The following is a 16,197-nucleotide window of genomic DNA, read 5'->3' on the forward strand; positions in this document are numbered from 1 at the left end:
AGTCGCCGGTGAGCGGGCCGCGCGCGGGCCACACGGAGAAGTCGGTGCGCGCCGAGGTCCGCCAGGCGGCGGGGGAGACCCGGCCGAGCCTGCCGGGATCGAGGGCGGCCTGAGCGGCCGGGTTCTCGGCGTAGACGGGCGCGGCGGCGCCGTCGGGGCCCCAGCCGCCGCCCGGCAGGGCGACCAGCGCGCCGCACACCGCGAGCGCCGCGGCGGCGGCGAGGGCCGCCTTGGTGTGCTGGCGGCGGCGCACCAGATCGGTCGGCCGGGCCTGCAGCGAGCACGGGTCGAACTCGGCCGAGGCGAGCAGTCCGGGCTGCGCGGGCACGCTGTTCGCCGAGGCCAGCGCACCACCGGCGTCGCTCACCCCGGCGTTCTCCAGGAGCCGGCGGACGCTGCCGTCGGGCAGCTTCTCCAGGTCGCGCAGGACATAGGCGGCGCGGGCCGGCCCGGACAGGGCGGACAGCCGCTGGTCCAGGGCGAGTTCGTCGGCCCCGCCCGAACGCGGGAACAGCCGCAGGCCCCACACCTGGGGGAGCAGCGGCGGCAGCTGGGCGAGCCGGGGCCCCTTGCGCGGGCGGGCCGTCTCCAGGGCCGTGCGCAGCACCCGCTCGCGCAGGTAGGCGTACCCGGGGTCGGCCTCCCGGCCGGTGGACTGGGCCGGGATCGCGGGCGCCTGCTTGCGGCCCCGGGGCAGCGCGCGCTGGACGAGGGCGTGTGCCGTCAGTACGCGGCGACTGCGGCCGAGGCCCGGCGGCAGCACCAGGTAGGCGAGCCGGACCAGCCGGGGATAGTGCTCGACGAGGGCGGCCTCGGCCTGCTCGACGTCGACCGGGCCGGAGTCGGGTGCGTGACGCTGGGCTACATCCTGTGACTGCACGTCCGGGAGAACGAGCCGGACGTGAGTTGGTCACCGCCGGGCGAGTGGTTCACGCCTCCGGTTCGACCAGGGCGCGCGCGTAGTTGGCCATCGACCGCTGGTAGCGCGGCAGATGAGGCGCCAGCGCGCCGAGCACGAGGGACAGGCCCTCGCGGTCGCGGCCGAGGCTGGACAGGCACAGCGCGAGGCACGCCCGCACCGCGTCGTCCAACTCGTCTGACGGAGCGACCAGTTCGGGCGTGAGGAGCCTGACGCCCTCCTCCGCCCGGCCGACGTTCCGCAGCGAACTCGACAGCTGGATCTTGGCCCGGCGCCCCTTGTACGGGCTGACCTCGCTCAGTCCCCGCTCCAGCGCCTCCTGGTACAGCGGCACCGCCTTGTCCGAGTGCCCGGTCGAGTCCCAGGCGCAGGCCCGCTCGAAGAGGCCCAGCGGACTGTCGTCCGCGAGCTCGGCGACGAGGGTGTCGATCAGTGCGCGGAACTCGTGCGCGCGCTCCTCCGGATAGTCGTCGAGCCTGGCCCAGGCTCCGGCCACGCGATCTTCCCAACTCGTGTTCACCGGCTCACCCTCGCACACCCGTGCGCGTCCGGACAGCGGTTTTGAGCGTCCCGGGCGCCGGAGCCGTATCCGAAGGCGCTGGGGCATGCTTGGCACACCAGGACCGGAGGAACAGATGAGACTGACAGGACTGCTGACCGGCGCCGCGGCCGTCGTGACGCTGGCGGGCTGCGGCGCGGGCGGGGACACCGACACCGTGCCGCCCACGGCCACCGGCAGCCTGGAGCGCCTGGCCGCCGAGGTGAAGTGCACGCCGGACATGCAGACCGACGCCGACGAGATCCGCCAGGCCATCTGCCGCAACGGCGAAGGGAAGTTCATCCTCGCCACCTTCGCCACCGACCGCGGCCAGCGCGAGTGGATCAACGACGCGAAGGACTACGGCGGCCACTACCTGGTCGGCCGCAAGTGGGTCGCCGTCGGCGAGGACGGGGTGGTCAAGGCGCTGCGCGGCACGCTCGGCGGCGATCTGGAGGTCGGCGCCGACCACCACGCGCACAGCGGGTGACGCGGCGCGGGTACGGCCCGCGGGCATGACGAAGGCCGGTGACGGGAGGGGGGTTCGTCACCGGCCTTCAGTCCTGCCCCCGTGGTGCGGGCAGGTGCTGCCCCGGGTCAGGCGCAGTTCTGACCGCGGTTGATGCACCGGGCGATCTGGTTGGCCAGACCGTTCTTCGTGACGCTGATGAAGTCGTCGTGGTCCGTGGCCGGCTTGTGCAGCTGTTCGGGGAAGCCGTCCACCGCGTAGGCGTTCTTCACCTGGCCGTTCTGCACGACCGGCGGGGCGATGTCGTAGACCAGCCGCATCGTCAGCTGCGGAATGGCCCGGAAGCCGTTCGGGCAGACACCGCTGGCCGGGTCGGCGAAGGCGACGTGCGTACGGTGGTTGGCGCTGTCGATGTTCTGCCCGTCCCAGCAGCTCTGGAAGGCGAACGAGCGCACCACCTTGCTGCCCTGCGGGCAGATCGGGTACTGCTCGGTCAGCTGGACCTTGTTCTCGAAGCCGGTGCAGCTCCAGTGCGCGTTGGCGTTGGCCAGACCGTTGGTGGTGGTCTTGGCGTCACCGGTGATGATGCGCAGGAACTGCGGCATCGCGGTGACCTTGCTCGCCGGGCTGCCGACGTAACTGATCTCGGCCTGGACCGGGTTGAGGATCTTGCCGACGTTGCCCTCCTTGCCACCGCCGTCGGCGTTCTGGTCGAAGTCCTGGGTGCCGTCCTGGACGCGCACGACCGGCCAGTAGTACGACGACAGGTCGCTGCGGTTCTGGCAGCTGGTGCCGCCCTGCAGGAACGTCTGGTTGCTGGAGAAGGCGTTGACCTTCTGGTTGCCGACGTAGTCGTGCAGGTGGTGCGCGCCGTTGGCGACGCCGGGTGCCACGATCACGTTGTCCGTGTTGTGGTTCTTGTTGGCGTTCACACCGCAGCGCGTGGTGAACGTACCCGTCGACGCCCCGCGGAGCCGGCGCGGCTTGCCCTGGACGTTCGGCGCGACCCTGGTGATGTCCACGAAGTCGGCCGCGGCCGGACCGTTGCCGGCCTGCCCGCCGCCGTTGCCCTGCTGGCCGCCCTGCTGCTGGCCGTTGTTGCCCTGCTGGCCGCCCTGCTGCTGGCCGCCGTTGTTCTGCTGCCCGCCGTCGCCCTGCTGCTGGCCGCCGTTCTGCTGGCCGCCCTGCTGCTGGCCGTTGCCGTTCTGGCCCCCGGCGGTGGTCCGGTCGGCGGCCTGCGTGGTGCAGGCGGCGAGCTGCCTCAGCGAGTCGTCGAAGGAGCCGCCGCGCTGCCGGATGTCGATCCGGATCCGGTCGATCGTCGCGGCCCGCTTGTCCTTGAGGGGGCCGACGATCGCGTTCTGCACGAAGCTCGGATCCTTGGCCTGCGCATCCCGGGTCGAGGCGAGCCGGGCGTAGGCCTCGGTGATCTGCTTGTCGAGGTTCGCCAGCTCCATCGCCACGCCCTGGCGGGCCCGGTAGGGCACGTTCGTCAGCTTCTGGCCGACGTCCGGGCAGGAGATGGTCGCGACCTGCGCCGTCGCGGCCTTCGTCTGGTTGCCTCCCCACGTCTGGTGGTCCGACTCGTGCGCCGAGGCGTAGAAGTTCGCCCAGATCAGCCCGCCCCCACCGAGCGCTAGGGCCGCCGATGCGGCAATGGCCTTGGTGGCCAGCGGCGTACGGCGTTTTCGTGTGTTGCGTCCCATGGAACTCCTCTGACTTCCTTGCGGGGCAGCATCGAGGCGCCCGACAGGAGTGAAGCGGCGCCCATTCATACGGACACCGCCCCGGAGATGTTCACCGGACCCACAAGTTCCCTGCCGACACACCGAGTCGGCCGGTCAGCGGTCACCGTCGAGGTAGGCGATGACCGCCAGCACACGGCGGTTGTCGTCGTCCGAGACCTCCAGGCCGAGCTTGGCGAAGATGTTGGAGGTGTGCTTGGCGATCGCCCGCTCCGTCACCACCAGCTGCGCCGCGATGCCCGCGTTGGACCTGCCCTGCGCCATCAGCTCCAGTACCTCGCGCTCACGCGGGGTGAGACGGCCCAGCGGCCGGTCGTCCGCCGACCGCCGGGACAGCAGCTGCTGGATCACCTGCGGATCCATCGCCGTACCGCCCGCCGCCACCCGTCGTACGGCGTCGATGAACTGCTCCGCGTCGAACACCCGGTCCTTCAGCAGATAGCCGATGCCGCCGTCGCCGTCGGCGAGCAGTTCGCGCGCGTACAGCTGCTCCACGTGCTGGGAGAGGACCAGCACCGGCAGCCCGGGCCGGGTCCGGCGGGCGGCGAGCGCGCACTGCAGGCCCTCGTCGGTGTGCGTGGGCGGCAGCCGCACGTCGACCACGGCCACGTCGGGCCGCAGCTCCGCGAGCGCCCGGGTGAGTTCGGGGCCGGACCCGACGGCGGCGGCGATCTCGAAGCCGAAGGCCTCCAGCATCCTCACCAGCCCGTCCCGCAGCAGGAAGAGGTCTTCGGCTAGGACAACGCGCACGGGATCTCCATGGTCACCATGGTGGGGCCGGCGGCGGGGCTGCTGACGGCCAGGACGCCGTCGAATGTACCGAGCCGGCGCTCGACGCCGGCGAGGCCCGATCCCGCGCCGATCACCGCACCGCCCCTGCCGTTGTCGGTGACGGTGACCCGCAGCCGGCCGTCGGCGTGGTGCACGTCGATCCAGATCCGGTCGGCGCCGGCGTGCTTGACGGCGTTGGTCAGCACCTCGCTGACCGCGAAGTAGGCGGCCGACTCCACGGGCGCGTCCGCGCGGCCGGGCAGTTCCACGGTCACCTCGGCGGGCAGCGGCAGCCGCAGCGCCAGCGCCCTCACCGCGTCGCCGAGGCCGCGCTCGGCGAGGACCGGCGGATGGATGCCGCGGACCAGGTCGCGCAGTTCCTCCAGGGCCTCGGCGGAGTTCCGGCGGGCCTGGGCGATCAGCTTCTTCGCCTGCGCCGGATCCCGTTCGACCAGCATCTCGACGGTGCCGAGGTCCATGCCCATGGCGACCAGCCGGGCCTGCGCGCCGTCGTGCAGGTCCCGCTCGATCCGGCGCAGTTCGGCGGCGGAGGTGTCCACGGCGTCCCGCCGGGTCTCGGTCAGCACCCGGACGCGCTCGGCGAGTTCCGCGTCGCCGCCGAGCACGGCCCGGGTCAGCCGGAAGTGCGCGGCCAGCAGGCGCGGTGTGCGGCGCCAGCCGACGGCGAGGATCGCGACGCCGAGCACGGCCGCGAGGAACGCGGTCCCCTGGCCGGAGACCGGCACGAAGAGGTACCAGGTGCTCTCGCCCGTGGCGGGCACGTACGCCCGCCACAGGCCCGCGGCCAGCATGATCCCCTGGAGCGGATAGAACACCACCAGCGCCGGGAGCAGCGCGGTGACGAAGCCGGCGGTCATGTCCACCGGCAGCCAGAGCAGGTCCCGCCGGACCTGCGGGTCCCGCAGCAGGACGAACGTGCGTGTCCACGGGCTCCCGCCCCGGGGCAGCGGCTGGTACACGGCCGGGACGTGTATGCCGCACCACTGCGCCGCGAGCTTCCTGCGGGTGTCCGCCAGGGCCCGTACGCCGGTCAGGACCGCCGGAGTCGTGAGGAGCCCGATGCCGAGCGGGACGAAGGCGAGGGAGACGAGGGTCAGTACGACGAACGCCAGGCCGCAGGGCAGTACCACGATGGCCAGCACCAGGCCCTGCACGGCGGCCAGCAGGGCCTCCCTGGCCACCGTGCGGAAGTCGTTCCTCGTCATGTCGGTGTTCATGCGGCAAGTCTTGCCGACGCCCGGGCGCGAGTCAGTCGTCCGAGGCCCCCTCTGCGGGGGTGGTGCCGGCTACACCCCCGCCCCCGGCCAGCACCCGCGCCTCCACCCCGGGATCCAGCCCCGCGCCGGTCCGGTCCGGTCGCCGGGGAGCCACGCCGCCGATCCCCGTCAGCCACCGCCAGGTGTCCGCGACGGTCTCGTCCACCGGCCGGCACACCAGTCCCGTCGCCAGCGCCCGCGACACGTCCGCCCGGTGCATGGCGTCGTACGCCTCGCCGCCCGGCGGCACCCACACGGGCAGCTCCGTCCACGGCGCGATCCCGGCGTCCAGGATCACCTCCGGCTCGTACCAGCGCAGTCCGGCGTCCGCGCCGGTGACCCGTACGCAGGCTTCGAGCAGTTCGCCCATGGTGGTGTGGCCGGGCGGCCCGACCAGGTCGAAGGGCCCGCCCAACTCCCGCTCCACCGCGGTGAGGAGCCACGCCGCGAGATCGCGCACGTCGATGAGCTGCACGGCCAGCTCGCGCGGCCCGGGTGCCAGGACCGGGCCGCCCCGGGCGATCCGGGTCAGCCACCAGGGCAGCCGGCCGACGTTCTCGTACGGTCCGAGGATCAGCCCGGCCCGCACCAGCAGCGAGCCCCCGGTGCCGAAGGCCGCCACGGCGGCCAGCTCCCCGCCCCGCTTGTCCCGGGCGTAGTCGCTCGCGGCGGCGTCGGCGGCTGCGCCCTCGACCAGCGGGGCGTCCTCGCCGGCTCCCGCGGGCACCGGCCAGGCGTACACCGACCGGCTGGAGACGTACACGTACCGTCCGGCCCGGCCGCTGAGCAGCCGGGCCGCCTCGTGCACGGCACGCGGGGCCGCCGACCAGGTGTCCACCACGGCGTCCCAGGCACCGCCGTCCGCCGCGAGCGCGGCGAGACCGCCGGGCGCCGTGCGGTCGCCGTGCAGCGACCGCACACCGGGCGGGGGCCGGTGCCGTCCCCGGTGGAAGACGGTCACCTCCCAGCCGCGTCCCAGCGCGGCCTCCACGACGGCGCGGCCCACGAACTCGGTTCCACCCAGCACCAGAAGTCTCATGCGGGTGATGCTGCCCGCCGGGGGCGCCCACGGGTACGGGACTCGGCTGAGGGCAGAGCGGGGGTTCAGCGGCCGGTCGGCGGGGTGTACTTGTAGCCGACCCGGCGCACCGTCTGGATCGACTGGCGGTGCTGGGCACCCAGCTTGCGGCGCAGCCGCGCGATGTGGACGTCGACGGTGCGGCCGTCGCCGACGTGGCCGTAGCCCCACACCGTGGTGACCAGCTGGTCGCGGGTGTGCACCCGGTGCGGATGGGCCACCAGGTGGGCCAGCAGCTCGAACTCCAGGTAGGTGAGGTCGAGTTCCTCGCCGTCGACGCTGGCGGCGCGCCGCACGGAGTCGATCCGCACCAGCGGGTCGGAGCCGGTGCCGGTCCCGCTCTCCGGCCGGTCCGGGACCGCCACCGGCAGGAACGGGGGCCGCTGGTCGGCCGGGACCAGCACCAGGTAGCCGACCATCGGCGGCTGGCCCGGCAGGGTGGGCAGGGTGTGCTGCGGTGCGGGCAGCCAGGTGGCCCCGGGCGGGAGGAGATCGGTGACGTCCGCCACCTCGTCCCGGTCGACGGCGCGCAACCGGTGCCGCGCGGCCGGGGCGGGGGTGGGCAGGGTGGCGGTGGAGAGGGTACGAGTGGTCGCCATGTGAGGTCAGCTCTTTCGCGCGAGGAGTTCGTCGGGCAGGGCGACGGCCGCGATTCGTGGTCGGGCGCGCCGGAGGACGTACGTCGTTTCGCGCTGGCCGAAGGCCGGGGTGTACGGCTTTAGAGGGCCCGCGCGTTCATCGCGCGGCAACACACACGGTCGAAGTCGTGGTGCTGACGGGAAGGCCAGAACGGCTCGAGGTCGTCGCGACCCGTCGCGGTGATCTGCTGGAAGCCGGCCATGGGCATATTGAAGCAGAGGCGCGCGGCGGGCAGGAGTCTCCTCTCACTGCTTGGACGCTTCCCTGACGTGAAATCGATGTTGCCCCCACCCGGCATCCTGGCTTTCGGGCCTGGTCAGGGGTGTGTGAAGGCGTGGCCGTGGCCGAAAGTCCGTCTCACCATACGGACACCGGCCGCTTCCCGGGCATGCCTGAGGGGCGCCCGCCGTGCCGGCGGACGCCCCTCGGTGGCGCTGGGCGGGTCAGACCTGGCCGGCCTTCTCCAGGGCGGCGCAGCAGGTGTCCACCAGCAGGCGGGTCACCACGTACGGGTCGACGTTGGCGTTCGGCCGGCGGTCCTCGATGTAGCCCTTGCCGTCCTTCTCGACCTGCCACGGGATGCGCACCGAGGCGCCGCGGTCGGACACGCCGTAGGAGTACTTGTCCCACGGGGCGGTCTCGTGCAGGCCCGTCAGGCGCTCGTCGATGCCGGCGCCGTAGTTCTTGACGTGGTCCAGCGGCTTGGAGCCCTCGCCGAGCGACTCGCACGCGGTGATGATCGCGTCGTAGCCCTCGCGCATGGCCCGGGTGGAGAAGTTGGTGTGCGCGCCGGCGCCGTTCCAGTCGCCCTTGACCGGCTTGGGGTCCAGGGTCGCGGAGACGCCGAAGTCCTCGGCGGTGCGGTAGAGCAGCCAGCGGGCCACCCACATCTGGTCGGAGACCTCCAGCGGGGCGAGCGGGCCGACCTGGAACTCCCACTGGCCGGGCATGACCTCGGCGTTGATGCCGGAGAGGCCGAGACCGGCCTTCAGGCAGTTGTCCAGGTGGGCCTCGACGACGTCACGGCCGAAGATCTCGTCGGCGCCGACGCCGCAGTAGTAGCCGCCCTGCGGGGCGGGGAAGCCGTTCTCGGGGAAGCCCAGCGGGCGGGAGCCGTCGAAGAACGTGTACTCCTGCTCGATGCCGAAGATCGGCTCCTGCGCGGCGAACCGCTCGGCGACCTCGGCCAGCGCGGCCCGCGTGTTGGACGGGTGCGGGGTCAGGTCGGTGTCCAGGACCTCGCACAGGACCAGGATGTCGTCACCGCCGCGGATCGGGTCCGGGCAGGTGAAGACGGGCCTGAGCACGCAGTCCGAGGAGTGCCCCTCGGCCTGGTTGGTGGAGGAGCCGTCGAAGCCCCACAGGGGCAGCGAGCCGAGACCGGTGAAGGCGTCCGTGATGATCTTCGTCTTGGAGCGGAGCTTGGCCGTCGGCGCGGTGCCGTCGATCCAGATGTACTCAGCCTTGAAGGTCACGGGGGCCACATCCTTCGGGGTGGGTCGGCGTACCCGGCTTCGCGGGTGCCGCGGCGCTGCGGCACCGGTGCGCCGCTCGAACTGCCGGGCAGCCTGTCAACAGGCCGTTTCCCGGCCGTTGCCCGTATGTGAACCCCGTGTTACCTGGGCGTTCTGTGCCGCGGGTCACATGGCCGGGCGCCGCCGGGCGCGGTATGGGCGCCCGGCGGCGCGGCCGGTGCGGCCGCCCGTGGCCGCGGGTCGGCGGCACCTTCCCTCCCGTGAGGCGGCGGCCCGCCGCCTCACGGGTCTCCTGCCGAACCGCCCGGTCTCACCCCACCTTCTCGATCACCGCGCGCCGGATGAGGAACTTGCCCGGCTCCCGCACCTGTTCGAAGGCGGCGTTGTTGAGCAGCACGCAGCTGCCGGAGACGGACGTCACCTTCACCGTGGTGGCCTTGCCGTTGTCCAGGTTGGTGACCTTCAGGGTCGTCCCCGCCGGGAACTGGCCACTGGACGCGGCCGGGGCGCCGCCCTCGCCGGAGAGCGTGACGGTCGAGCCCTTGCAGACCTGCCGGCCGGCCGCCGCCGCACCGCCGTCACCGGCTCCGGCGGCGCCGGACTGCGGCGGCTGCGCGCTCTGCTGGGCCCCGCCCGTCTGCTGTCCGGCACCCTGCTGTCCGGCGCCCTGCTGTCCCGAGCCCTGCTGTCCGGCGCCCTGCTGTCCCGAGCCCTGCTGTCCGGCGCCCTGCTGTCCGGCGCCGCCCTGCCCCGACTGGGAGTCCTGAGCCGACTCCCCGACGGTGCAGCCGGCCGCCTTCTGCTGGACCTCGATCTGGCGGATGACCGCCTCGCGGTTGGCGATACGGGCCGCCGACTGCGCGTCCGGGTTCGCCTTCTGGCCCTCGATGAACTTCTGGTTGTTGCCGAGGGCGGTGGCCAGCCCCTGGCAGGCGGTCGAGTCCGCGGACAGCGTCCGGGCGTTCTGCGGGCTCTGCGCGGCGTTCGAGGTGGCCGCGAGGGCGAAGGCCCCGCCGCCCGCCACCGCCGCGGCGCTGACGAGCAGCGCGATCTTCTTCTTCGTGCCGAGAGTTCTCCTGCGCGACATGCGCGCCTCCTGCAGAGGTAGGGGAGCGTACGTCGCTATGTACGGGATGCCGTCCGGGATTACTCAGCGGTCACGCGGCGCACCGAAGTAACCTGCGCCACAACCGATCTGACGCTCGGTCAGTCCGTGCGCCGGGAGATGGCCTCGTGCACGGCGTCCTCGCTGCGGGCCACCAGCGCCGTGCCGTCGTCGGCGGTGATGATCGGCCGCTGGATCAGCGTGGGGTGCCCGGCGAGCGCGGCGATCCACCGGTCCCGGGCGCTCTCGTCCCGGGGCCACTCCTTCAGCCCCAGTTCCCCGGCGACCGCCTCCCCGGTGCGGGTGATGTCCCACGGTTCCAGGCCCAGCCGGTCGAGTACGGCCCTGATCTCGTCCGTGTCCGGCACGTCCTCCAGGTACCGACGGACGGTGTACTCGGCCCCCTCGGCGTCCAGCAGGCTGATCGCGCTGCGGCACTTGGAACAGGCGGGATTGATCCAGATCTCCATGCGGACACGGTACGCGGTACTCCCGTTGTTCGAATTCAGGGCGCCTCGGCAGCCTCATCCTTCCCCGCTGTGACGGAGCGCCAATTCCGCATCTCACCAGTGCATTTACCCGCACTGGAGGCCCCCCGACTGTCAGTGCCCCCCGGTAGACTGGAAGCAGTGTTCGAGGGTGGGAGCCGGGCCTTCCGGTGTCCGCCCCGACCGCGACAGGAGGATGCCCGTGCCCGCTGCCGCTCTGCAGCCGAAGCCGTTGCCCACCCAGTCCACCGCCCGGCGACCCGTGCTGTTCGACTCGCCCTACGAGCCCGTGGCGAAGCTCCCGCTGCCGGCCGGACGGCCGCGCGAGTGGTACGTCTCGCACAACCGGCGTCTGAAGGCCATGCGCCTGGCGATAGCCCTGCTCGACTCCGGGATCTACCTGCCGAACCAGGCCCGGAACGAGACGATCCGCGGCACCGCCGAGCGGATCGGGATGCGGCCGCCGTCCGACACGACCTGCCACATGGTGCGGGCGCTGATGCGCTACGCGCGCTGAGGGAGCCGGGGTGCCGGGTGCCCGCCGTCCGGCGCGGGGCACCCGGCACCGTCACGCCGTCAGCTCCCGCTCCAGCGGTGTCCGGAAGCGCGGGGTGATCCGGGTCGCCCCGAGCAGGCCGCCAAGCCGCCCGGCCTCCGCCGCGACGCCCGCCTCGACCTCGGCCGCGGCCTCCCGGCGGACGCTCTCCGGCAAGATCCGCCAGACGATCTCGCCGTCCGCCCGCTGGGCCCAGCCGCCCACCACCCGGCCGTTCCACCACACCGTCGGACCCACGTTGCCGCTGCGGTCGAAGAGCAGCGGACGCAGCGCCGGGTCCAGGTACCAGTCGCGCCCCTGCCAGGCCATGGCCGTCGGATCAAGGGCGGGCAGCAGCGCCGCCCAGGGTTCACCGGGAGCCGCCACCGGCGCCGCGTCCCCCTCGGCGACGTACCCCGTGCCCTCGTCCAGCGCGACCTCCTCGGCGCCGGACGCGGACAGCGCCCGGCGCACCTCCGTCACCCGCCAGCCGGTCCACCACTTCAGGTCCGCCTCGGTCGCCGGGCCGCACGCCCGCAGCCAGCGGCCGAGCAGCGCGGCCTGGGCGCCGGCCACGTCCAGTTCGGGATGGGGCGGCGCCGGTGCCCAGCGGAACTGGCTGGACGTCCAGGAGCCGAGCGGCCGGCCCCGGACCACCTTGCCCTCCACACCGAGCACCCGCAGCAGACGCGTCGAGACCGTGTGGACGCCCTCGTAACTCCTGCCGGCCGCGTATACGAACTGCTCGCGCAGCCGCGGCTCGTCCGCCGCCAGCTCCGCGGCCGTCGCCTGGCCGCGCCGGGCCAGCGCGGCGAGCGTCGCCGCCTCCACCTCGGCCAGCCAGGCGGCGTCCGGTGCTCCCGCGCTCGCCATGTCCTTGACCAGGCTCGCCCGCTCACGGGCGGCCACCGCCAGGCCCGTGGAGGCGTGGACGACGGCCGTCAGCTCCGTGGGGAACACGAACACCGTGTGCCGCATGCCGTGCATCCGCACCAGCGTGCCGTCCTCGTACAGCGCGCGCTCCGTCTCCGTCACCGCCTTCGCGGGGTCCGCCAGCCGGGCGGCCACCGCCAGGTGCACCGTCGCCGGGTCGGTGCCGTGCAGGGCCACCAGGGAGGCCGCGACCTCCTCGGGCGTAGCCGCCCGCGCCGTACCCGCGAGGCGGTGCCGCAGGCCCAGCCGGGCCCGCCGCTCCGCCACGCCGATGTGCCGCCGTCCGTCCGTCATCCCGGCCTCCCCACGCTTCACGATGCCCTGCCGCCATGGTCGCCCATGCCGCTGACAGCCGGTGCCTGCGCCGTGAGCGGCCCGTCCAGCAGCGCCGTCACGAACGCCCGCCGGTCCTCGGCGTGGTCGCGGAACCACAGGCCCAGGAAGTGGTCCGCGTCCGGGAGTTCGAGGCGGGTCAGCCGGCCGTCGGCCGACAGCGCCTCCTGCACGGCCCGCGTCACCTCCGGCGGGATGATCGTGTCGCGGCCGGGGACCGCCAGCACCGACCGGCCCCGGTAGGACCGGAGCGCCTCCAGGGCGGGGGAGCGCCGCCAGCTGTCCGGGGTGCGGATCAGCTCGGAGAAGCGGCCGTCGCCGGTGCCGAACGGCACCTCCCACGCCTCGGGCGCGTAGACGGCGGGCGCGCACAGGCCCACCGCCGCCACCCGCGGGCCGTAGTGCCCTGCCAGGTCCGCGACCGTCTGGCCGCTCATGCTGAAGCCCACCAGCACCAGCGGGTCGTCCGCCGGGGCGAGTGTGTCGAGCACCGCCACCGCCTGCTCGAAGCGGCGGCGCAGGCTCAGCTCGGCGAGCGCGCCGCTGCTCTCGCCGTGTCCGGAGAAGTCGAACGCCAGGGCCCGGCAGCCCTGGGCGGCGAAGTCGGCGAGGAACGGAAGGAGGCGTTCCTTGCTGCCGTTGCCCGCGCCGTGCAACAGCACTGCCGTGGCCCGTCCGGCGGGTCCGGCGATCGCCCCGCTGAGCCGTTCGCCGTCGTACGGGTGCGCGAATACGGTGAGTTCGTCCATGCGGGCCATTCACTCACGGCCGCCCCGCGAGCCGGAAAACGGGATGCACGGGCGGTCACAGCCTTCCTACGCTGAGCGAACGCGTCGGCACGGACACGGCCTCGCGCCCCTCACCCCACGTCACCCATGGAGGTCCGTCATGCGTGGCATTCTCGCGACCGGGACCCTCGTCCTGGTGATCCTCGGCATCGGCGACCATCTCTGGTGGCTCGCGGCCGTCGCGCTGCTGTACCTGTACGCGGCGCTGGGGCGTGGCTCACCCGGTACGGCCCCGCCCGCCGCCCCCGGCACCCCGCCCGAAAGCTACCGGGCCTACCGGGAACGCCGGGACCGACAGGCCAGGTGGGAGCGCCGCTACCGCCGTGAGCGGCCCTTCGAGACCCGCCGGCAGAACCAGGGCAAGACCCGCTGACCGGCACGCCCCCGGGCCGTCACAGCCCGGGGGCACCCCACACCGGGAACCAGCGGCCCAGATCCTGCTCGACCGGCAGGTCGGCACCGAGCACCGCCTTCAGCTGCAGTTCCAGCGCGGTGTCCCGTCGCTCGGCGGCCCCGGGCAGCGGGGCGAACGGATAGAACGTGCCGCGCTTGTAGAGGTAGACCAGCGCCAGACCGCGGCCGGCGGCGTCGGTGAAGGAGGTCAGGGAGCACAGCAGTTGTGGTCCGAACCCGGCCGACTCCAGGGAGCTGTTCACCGCGTGCAGGTCGTTGACCAGCTGGGGCAGCTGGTCGGGGGAGCGCCGGGAGACCAGCCAGGAGTAGCCGTACCCGTCCCGGCTGAGTTCCACCGGCGGGCCCGTGCGGTCGCTGTCCGCGTCCAGCAGCGCCTGCACCTCACGGTGGAGCTGCTCGAAGGCCGCGCCCTCCACCGTGGCGAAGCACACCGCGCCGGTGCCGGCCGGGGTGAAGCCGGCCGCCGCCTCCAGCGTCACCGCCGCCGACGGCAGCGCGAACAGCCGGTCCAGATCGGGTGCGACCGGCTTGGTACGGCCCAGCAGGATGTCCAGCAGCCCCACCGGTCACCCGGCCTTCCCGGGGGCGGCGGCCTCGCCCAGCTCGGCCGAGATCCGGCCCAGCTGCTCCAGCCGCTGCTCCAGGCTCGGGTGCGTGGAGAAGAACCGCTCGATCCCGGGCTCCTTGCCGGTGGCCGGGGTGAAGTAGAACGCGTTGAACGCCTGCGCCGTACGCAGGTCCTTGGTGGGGATCCGGGCGATCTCCCCGGAGACCTTGGTGAGCGCCGCCGCCAGCGCCGAGGGCCGGCCGGTCAGGAGCGCCGCCGCCCGGTCCGCCGCCAGCTCCCGGTACCGGGACAGCGCCCGGATCAGCAGGAAGCTGATCGTGTACACGGCCGCCGAGACACCCAGCACGACGGCGAAGACGGCGGCGGTGTTCTGGTCCCTGCGGCCCCCGCCGAGGATCTGCGAGTAGAGGGCGAACCGCACGATCAGGCCGGCGATCACCCCGAGGAAGGACGCGATCGTGATCACGGCGACGTCCTTGTGCGCCACGTGCGACAGCTCGTGCGCGAGCACGCCCTCCAGCTCGGCCGGCTCCAGCCGGCGCAGCAGCCCGGTGGTCACGCAGACCACGGCGTGGTCGGGGCTGCGGCCGGTCGCGAACGCGTTCGGCATGTCCATCCGGGACACGGCGACCACCGGTTTGGGCATGTCGGCGATCGCGCACAGCCGGTCGACGACCGCGTGCAGCTCGGGATACTCCTCCCGCTCCACCACCCGGCCGTGCATGGCGAACATGGCGATCCTGTCGGAGAACCAGAACTGCGCCACGAACAGCGCGCCGATCAGGACGACCACCAGCAACCAGGACTTCAGCAGCACGATCAGGGCGGCGACGAAGCCCACGTACAGCAGCCCGAGCAGGAACAGCGTCAGACCCATGCGCACGGTCAGCCGCCGATCGCTCCGGAACCGGCTCTGCATCTTGCATCACCCCGCAGTCAGGCACTCGTCCCGCTGTCCAGTGTGCACCTGCCGATCGCCATGAAGCGGTCCCGAACGCCCCCAGGAGCGGCAAAAGAGCCCGGATCACTCCAGCAGGGCGCGGCCCCGCGCGAGCAGCTCGGCGAACGCCGGCTCCGACCGGCCCCGCACCGCACCCCACCGCAGCGCGCCCCGCACCACCGGCAGCGCCCGCGCACGCAGCGGCTCACCGGGATCACCGAGGAGGGCCACGGCCGCCCGCAGCCGTACGTCCTCCCCGTGCGCACCGAGCAGCCGCCATGCCGACAGCCGCTCCCACGGGGGCCGGGCCGGGTCCAGTCGCCGCAGCAGCCACCGCACCGGCAGCGCGTCGGCCGACGGCAGCAGGGCGAGCGTGGCCTCACGGACGACGCCGGGCGCCGGATCGTCCAGCAGCCGCCGCATCCGCTGCACGTCCGTCACGTCCAGGGCCCGCAGCCCCGCCGCCGCACGCGCCCGCACGCCGGGTGCCGGGTGGTCCAGCAGCGGCCACAGCAGGGCGGCGTCCGCCCGCCGACCGCACTCCGCGAGCCCGATCGCCGCACCGGGGGGCAGCGCCGGGTCGGCCGGGTCGGCGCAGCGTGTCCGGTACCAGGGCAGCGGATCGGTGCCGTGCTGCCGCAGGACGTACCGGGCGCAGGCCCGCACCAGTGCCGCGCGGTCGGTGAGGAAGTCCACGGCCCTGTCCGCCTGGTCCAGCCGCCGCAGCGCGGTCACGCCCGCCGACCTGGCTAGCGGGTTGCGGGCGCCGAGCAGGGCGTCCAGCACCTGCGGTGCGTCGTCCCGGGTCACCGCGGCGAGCGCGGCGTCCGCGCAGCGTGCCCGTACGACGGTGTCGTCGTCCCGGGCGGCGGCGCGGGCCAGTTCCACGGCGGAGAGCAGGCCCCGCTCGAGGGCCAGGCCGTACCCGAGCCGGCGTACCGCACGGTCCCCGGAGGCGAGCAGCGGGCTCATCCGCTCCCGGGGCGCCCGGCGCAGTACGTCACGGAGCAGGCCGAGGGCGAAGCCGCCGCGCCGCCGGCCGCCGAGGCGCAGGATCAGCGGGGCGAGCCGTACGGCCGCCGCCGCGTCCAGCTCCGCGCTGAGCTGCTCGCGGGCCCGCGCCCGCACCGGCTCCGCCCAGTCGGCGCACCGCACGGCCACCAGGGCGAGCAGCTCCGGCCG

Annotated in this window: 18 protein-coding genes and 1 pseudogene; 3 read left to right on the forward strand and 16 right to left on the reverse strand. The window is 73.6% G+C overall.

Translation table 11 applies throughout. The features are described 5' to 3' along the window. Both GT045_RS22680 and GT045_RS22685 read right to left on the reverse strand, forming a co-directional pair. Positions 1–880, reverse strand: a pseudogene (locus GT045_RS22680) (hypothetical protein); the annotation flags it as partial. A gap of 49 nt (positions 881–929) precedes the next feature. Beyond that, positions 930–1,457: a tetratricopeptide repeat protein gene (locus tag GT045_RS22685; RefSeq protein WP_161297234.1), complete on the reverse strand. Its 528-nt coding sequence runs from the start codon at positions 1,455–1,457 to the stop codon at positions 930–932. A 97-nt stretch (positions 1,458–1,554) separates the two neighbouring features. Here GT045_RS22685 and GT045_RS22690 point away from each other — a divergent pair, with 97 nt between their 5' ends. Then, positions 1,555–1,947, forward strand: coding sequence for a hypothetical protein (locus tag GT045_RS22690; protein ID WP_202516423.1), 393 nt, complete (start codon positions 1,555–1,557; stop codon positions 1,945–1,947). 107 nt (positions 1,948–2,054) lie between these two features. Here GT045_RS22690 and GT045_RS22695 read toward each other — a convergent pair whose 3' ends face one another. From GT045_RS22695 to GT045_RS22730, 9 genes are all read right to left on the reverse strand, one after another. Continuing rightward, positions 2,055–3,632 carry a DUF1996 domain-containing protein gene (locus GT045_RS22695; RefSeq protein WP_161335259.1) on the reverse strand — a complete coding sequence of 526 codons (1,578 nt, stop codon included), beginning with the start codon at positions 3,630–3,632 and terminating at the stop codon, positions 2,055–2,057. A 135-nt stretch (positions 3,633–3,767) separates the two neighbouring features. Continuing rightward, complete coding sequence (locus GT045_RS22700; RefSeq protein ID WP_161297227.1) at positions 3,768–4,421, reverse strand: response regulator transcription factor; 654 nt, start codon at positions 4,419–4,421, stop codon at positions 3,768–3,770. Beyond that, entirely contained in the window at positions 4,406–5,680 is a 1,275-nt protein-coding gene (locus tag GT045_RS22705; RefSeq protein WP_161335260.1) for a sensor histidine kinase, read from the reverse strand. The genes GT045_RS22700 and GT045_RS22705 overlap by 16 nt, the downstream gene beginning before the upstream one ends. A 31-nt stretch (positions 5,681–5,711) precedes the next feature. Then, positions 5,712–6,758, reverse strand: a complete 1,047-nt coding sequence (locus tag GT045_RS22710) for an NAD-dependent epimerase/dehydratase family protein (RefSeq protein WP_202528752.1) — start codon at positions 6,756–6,758, stop codon at positions 5,712–5,714. 65 nt (positions 6,759–6,823) lie between these two features. Next, a complete protein-coding gene (locus GT045_RS22715; RefSeq protein ID WP_161287048.1) occupies positions 6,824–7,396 on the reverse strand; it encodes a winged helix-turn-helix domain-containing protein in 573 nt (190 codons plus the stop codon). Between the two features lie 119 nt (positions 7,397–7,515). After that, complete coding sequence (locus tag GT045_RS40510) at positions 7,516–7,638, reverse strand: hypothetical protein (RefSeq protein WP_272921367.1); 123 nt, start codon at positions 7,636–7,638, stop codon at positions 7,516–7,518. A gap of 241 nt (positions 7,639–7,879) precedes the next feature. Continuing rightward, the gene (gene glnII, locus GT045_RS22720) at positions 7,880–8,911 is read right to left on the reverse strand and encodes a glutamine synthetase (protein WP_161287047.1); all 1,032 of its coding nucleotides are present in this window, start codon (positions 8,909–8,911) and stop codon (positions 7,880–7,882) included. Between the two features lie 310 nt (positions 8,912–9,221). Next, a complete protein-coding gene (locus GT045_RS22725; protein ID WP_161335261.1) occupies positions 9,222–9,998 on the reverse strand; it encodes a hypothetical protein in 777 nt (258 codons plus the stop codon). Between the two features lie 119 nt (positions 9,999–10,117). Continuing rightward, a complete protein-coding gene (locus GT045_RS22730) occupies positions 10,118–10,486 on the reverse strand; it encodes an ArsC/Spx/MgsR family protein (protein ID WP_161335262.1) in 369 nt (122 codons plus the stop codon). A gap of 220 nt (positions 10,487–10,706) precedes the next feature. Between GT045_RS22730 and GT045_RS22735 the strand changes: the two genes are divergently transcribed. Continuing rightward, a complete protein-coding gene (locus GT045_RS22735) occupies positions 10,707–11,021 on the forward strand; it encodes a hypothetical protein (RefSeq protein ID WP_161297864.1) in 315 nt (104 codons plus the stop codon). Between the two features lie 51 nt (positions 11,022–11,072). Here GT045_RS22735 and GT045_RS22740 read toward each other — a convergent pair whose 3' ends face one another. Next, the gene (locus GT045_RS22740) at positions 11,073–12,266 is read right to left on the reverse strand and encodes a winged helix DNA-binding domain-containing protein (protein ID WP_161297863.1); all 1,194 of its coding nucleotides are present in this window, start codon (positions 12,264–12,266) and stop codon (positions 11,073–11,075) included. A gap of 17 nt (positions 12,267–12,283) precedes the next feature. Beyond that, positions 12,284–13,054 carry an alpha/beta fold hydrolase gene (locus tag GT045_RS22745; RefSeq protein WP_237538794.1) on the reverse strand — a complete coding sequence of 257 codons (771 nt, stop codon included), beginning with the start codon at positions 13,052–13,054 and terminating at the stop codon, positions 12,284–12,286. A 139-nt stretch (positions 13,055–13,193) separates the two neighbouring features. Here GT045_RS22745 and GT045_RS22750 point away from each other — a divergent pair, with 139 nt between their 5' ends. Further along, entirely contained in the window at positions 13,194–13,466 is a 273-nt protein-coding gene (locus tag GT045_RS22750; protein WP_161335264.1) for a hypothetical protein, read from the forward strand. 19 nt (positions 13,467–13,485) lie between these two features. Here the strand turns inward: GT045_RS22750 and GT045_RS22755 are convergent, their stop codons facing one another. The 3 genes from GT045_RS22755 to GT045_RS22765 all read right to left on the reverse strand — a co-directional run. Further along, a complete protein-coding gene (locus tag GT045_RS22755) occupies positions 13,486–14,070 on the reverse strand; it encodes a hypothetical protein (protein WP_161335265.1) in 585 nt (194 codons plus the stop codon). A gap of 3 nt (positions 14,071–14,073) precedes the next feature. Then, positions 14,074–14,994, reverse strand: coding sequence for a zinc metalloprotease HtpX (htpX, locus tag GT045_RS22760; protein WP_161335266.1), 921 nt, complete (start codon positions 14,992–14,994; stop codon positions 14,074–14,076). A 105-nt stretch (positions 14,995–15,099) separates the two neighbouring features. Further along, positions 15,100–16,197: hypothetical protein (locus GT045_RS22765; protein ID WP_161335267.1), on the reverse strand; the 1,098-nt coding region annotated here is incomplete at its 5' end.

Source organism: Streptomyces sp. SID486 (genome assembly GCF_009865385.1).
Taxonomy (GTDB): Bacteria; Actinomycetota; Actinomycetes; order Streptomycetales; family Streptomycetaceae; genus Streptomyces.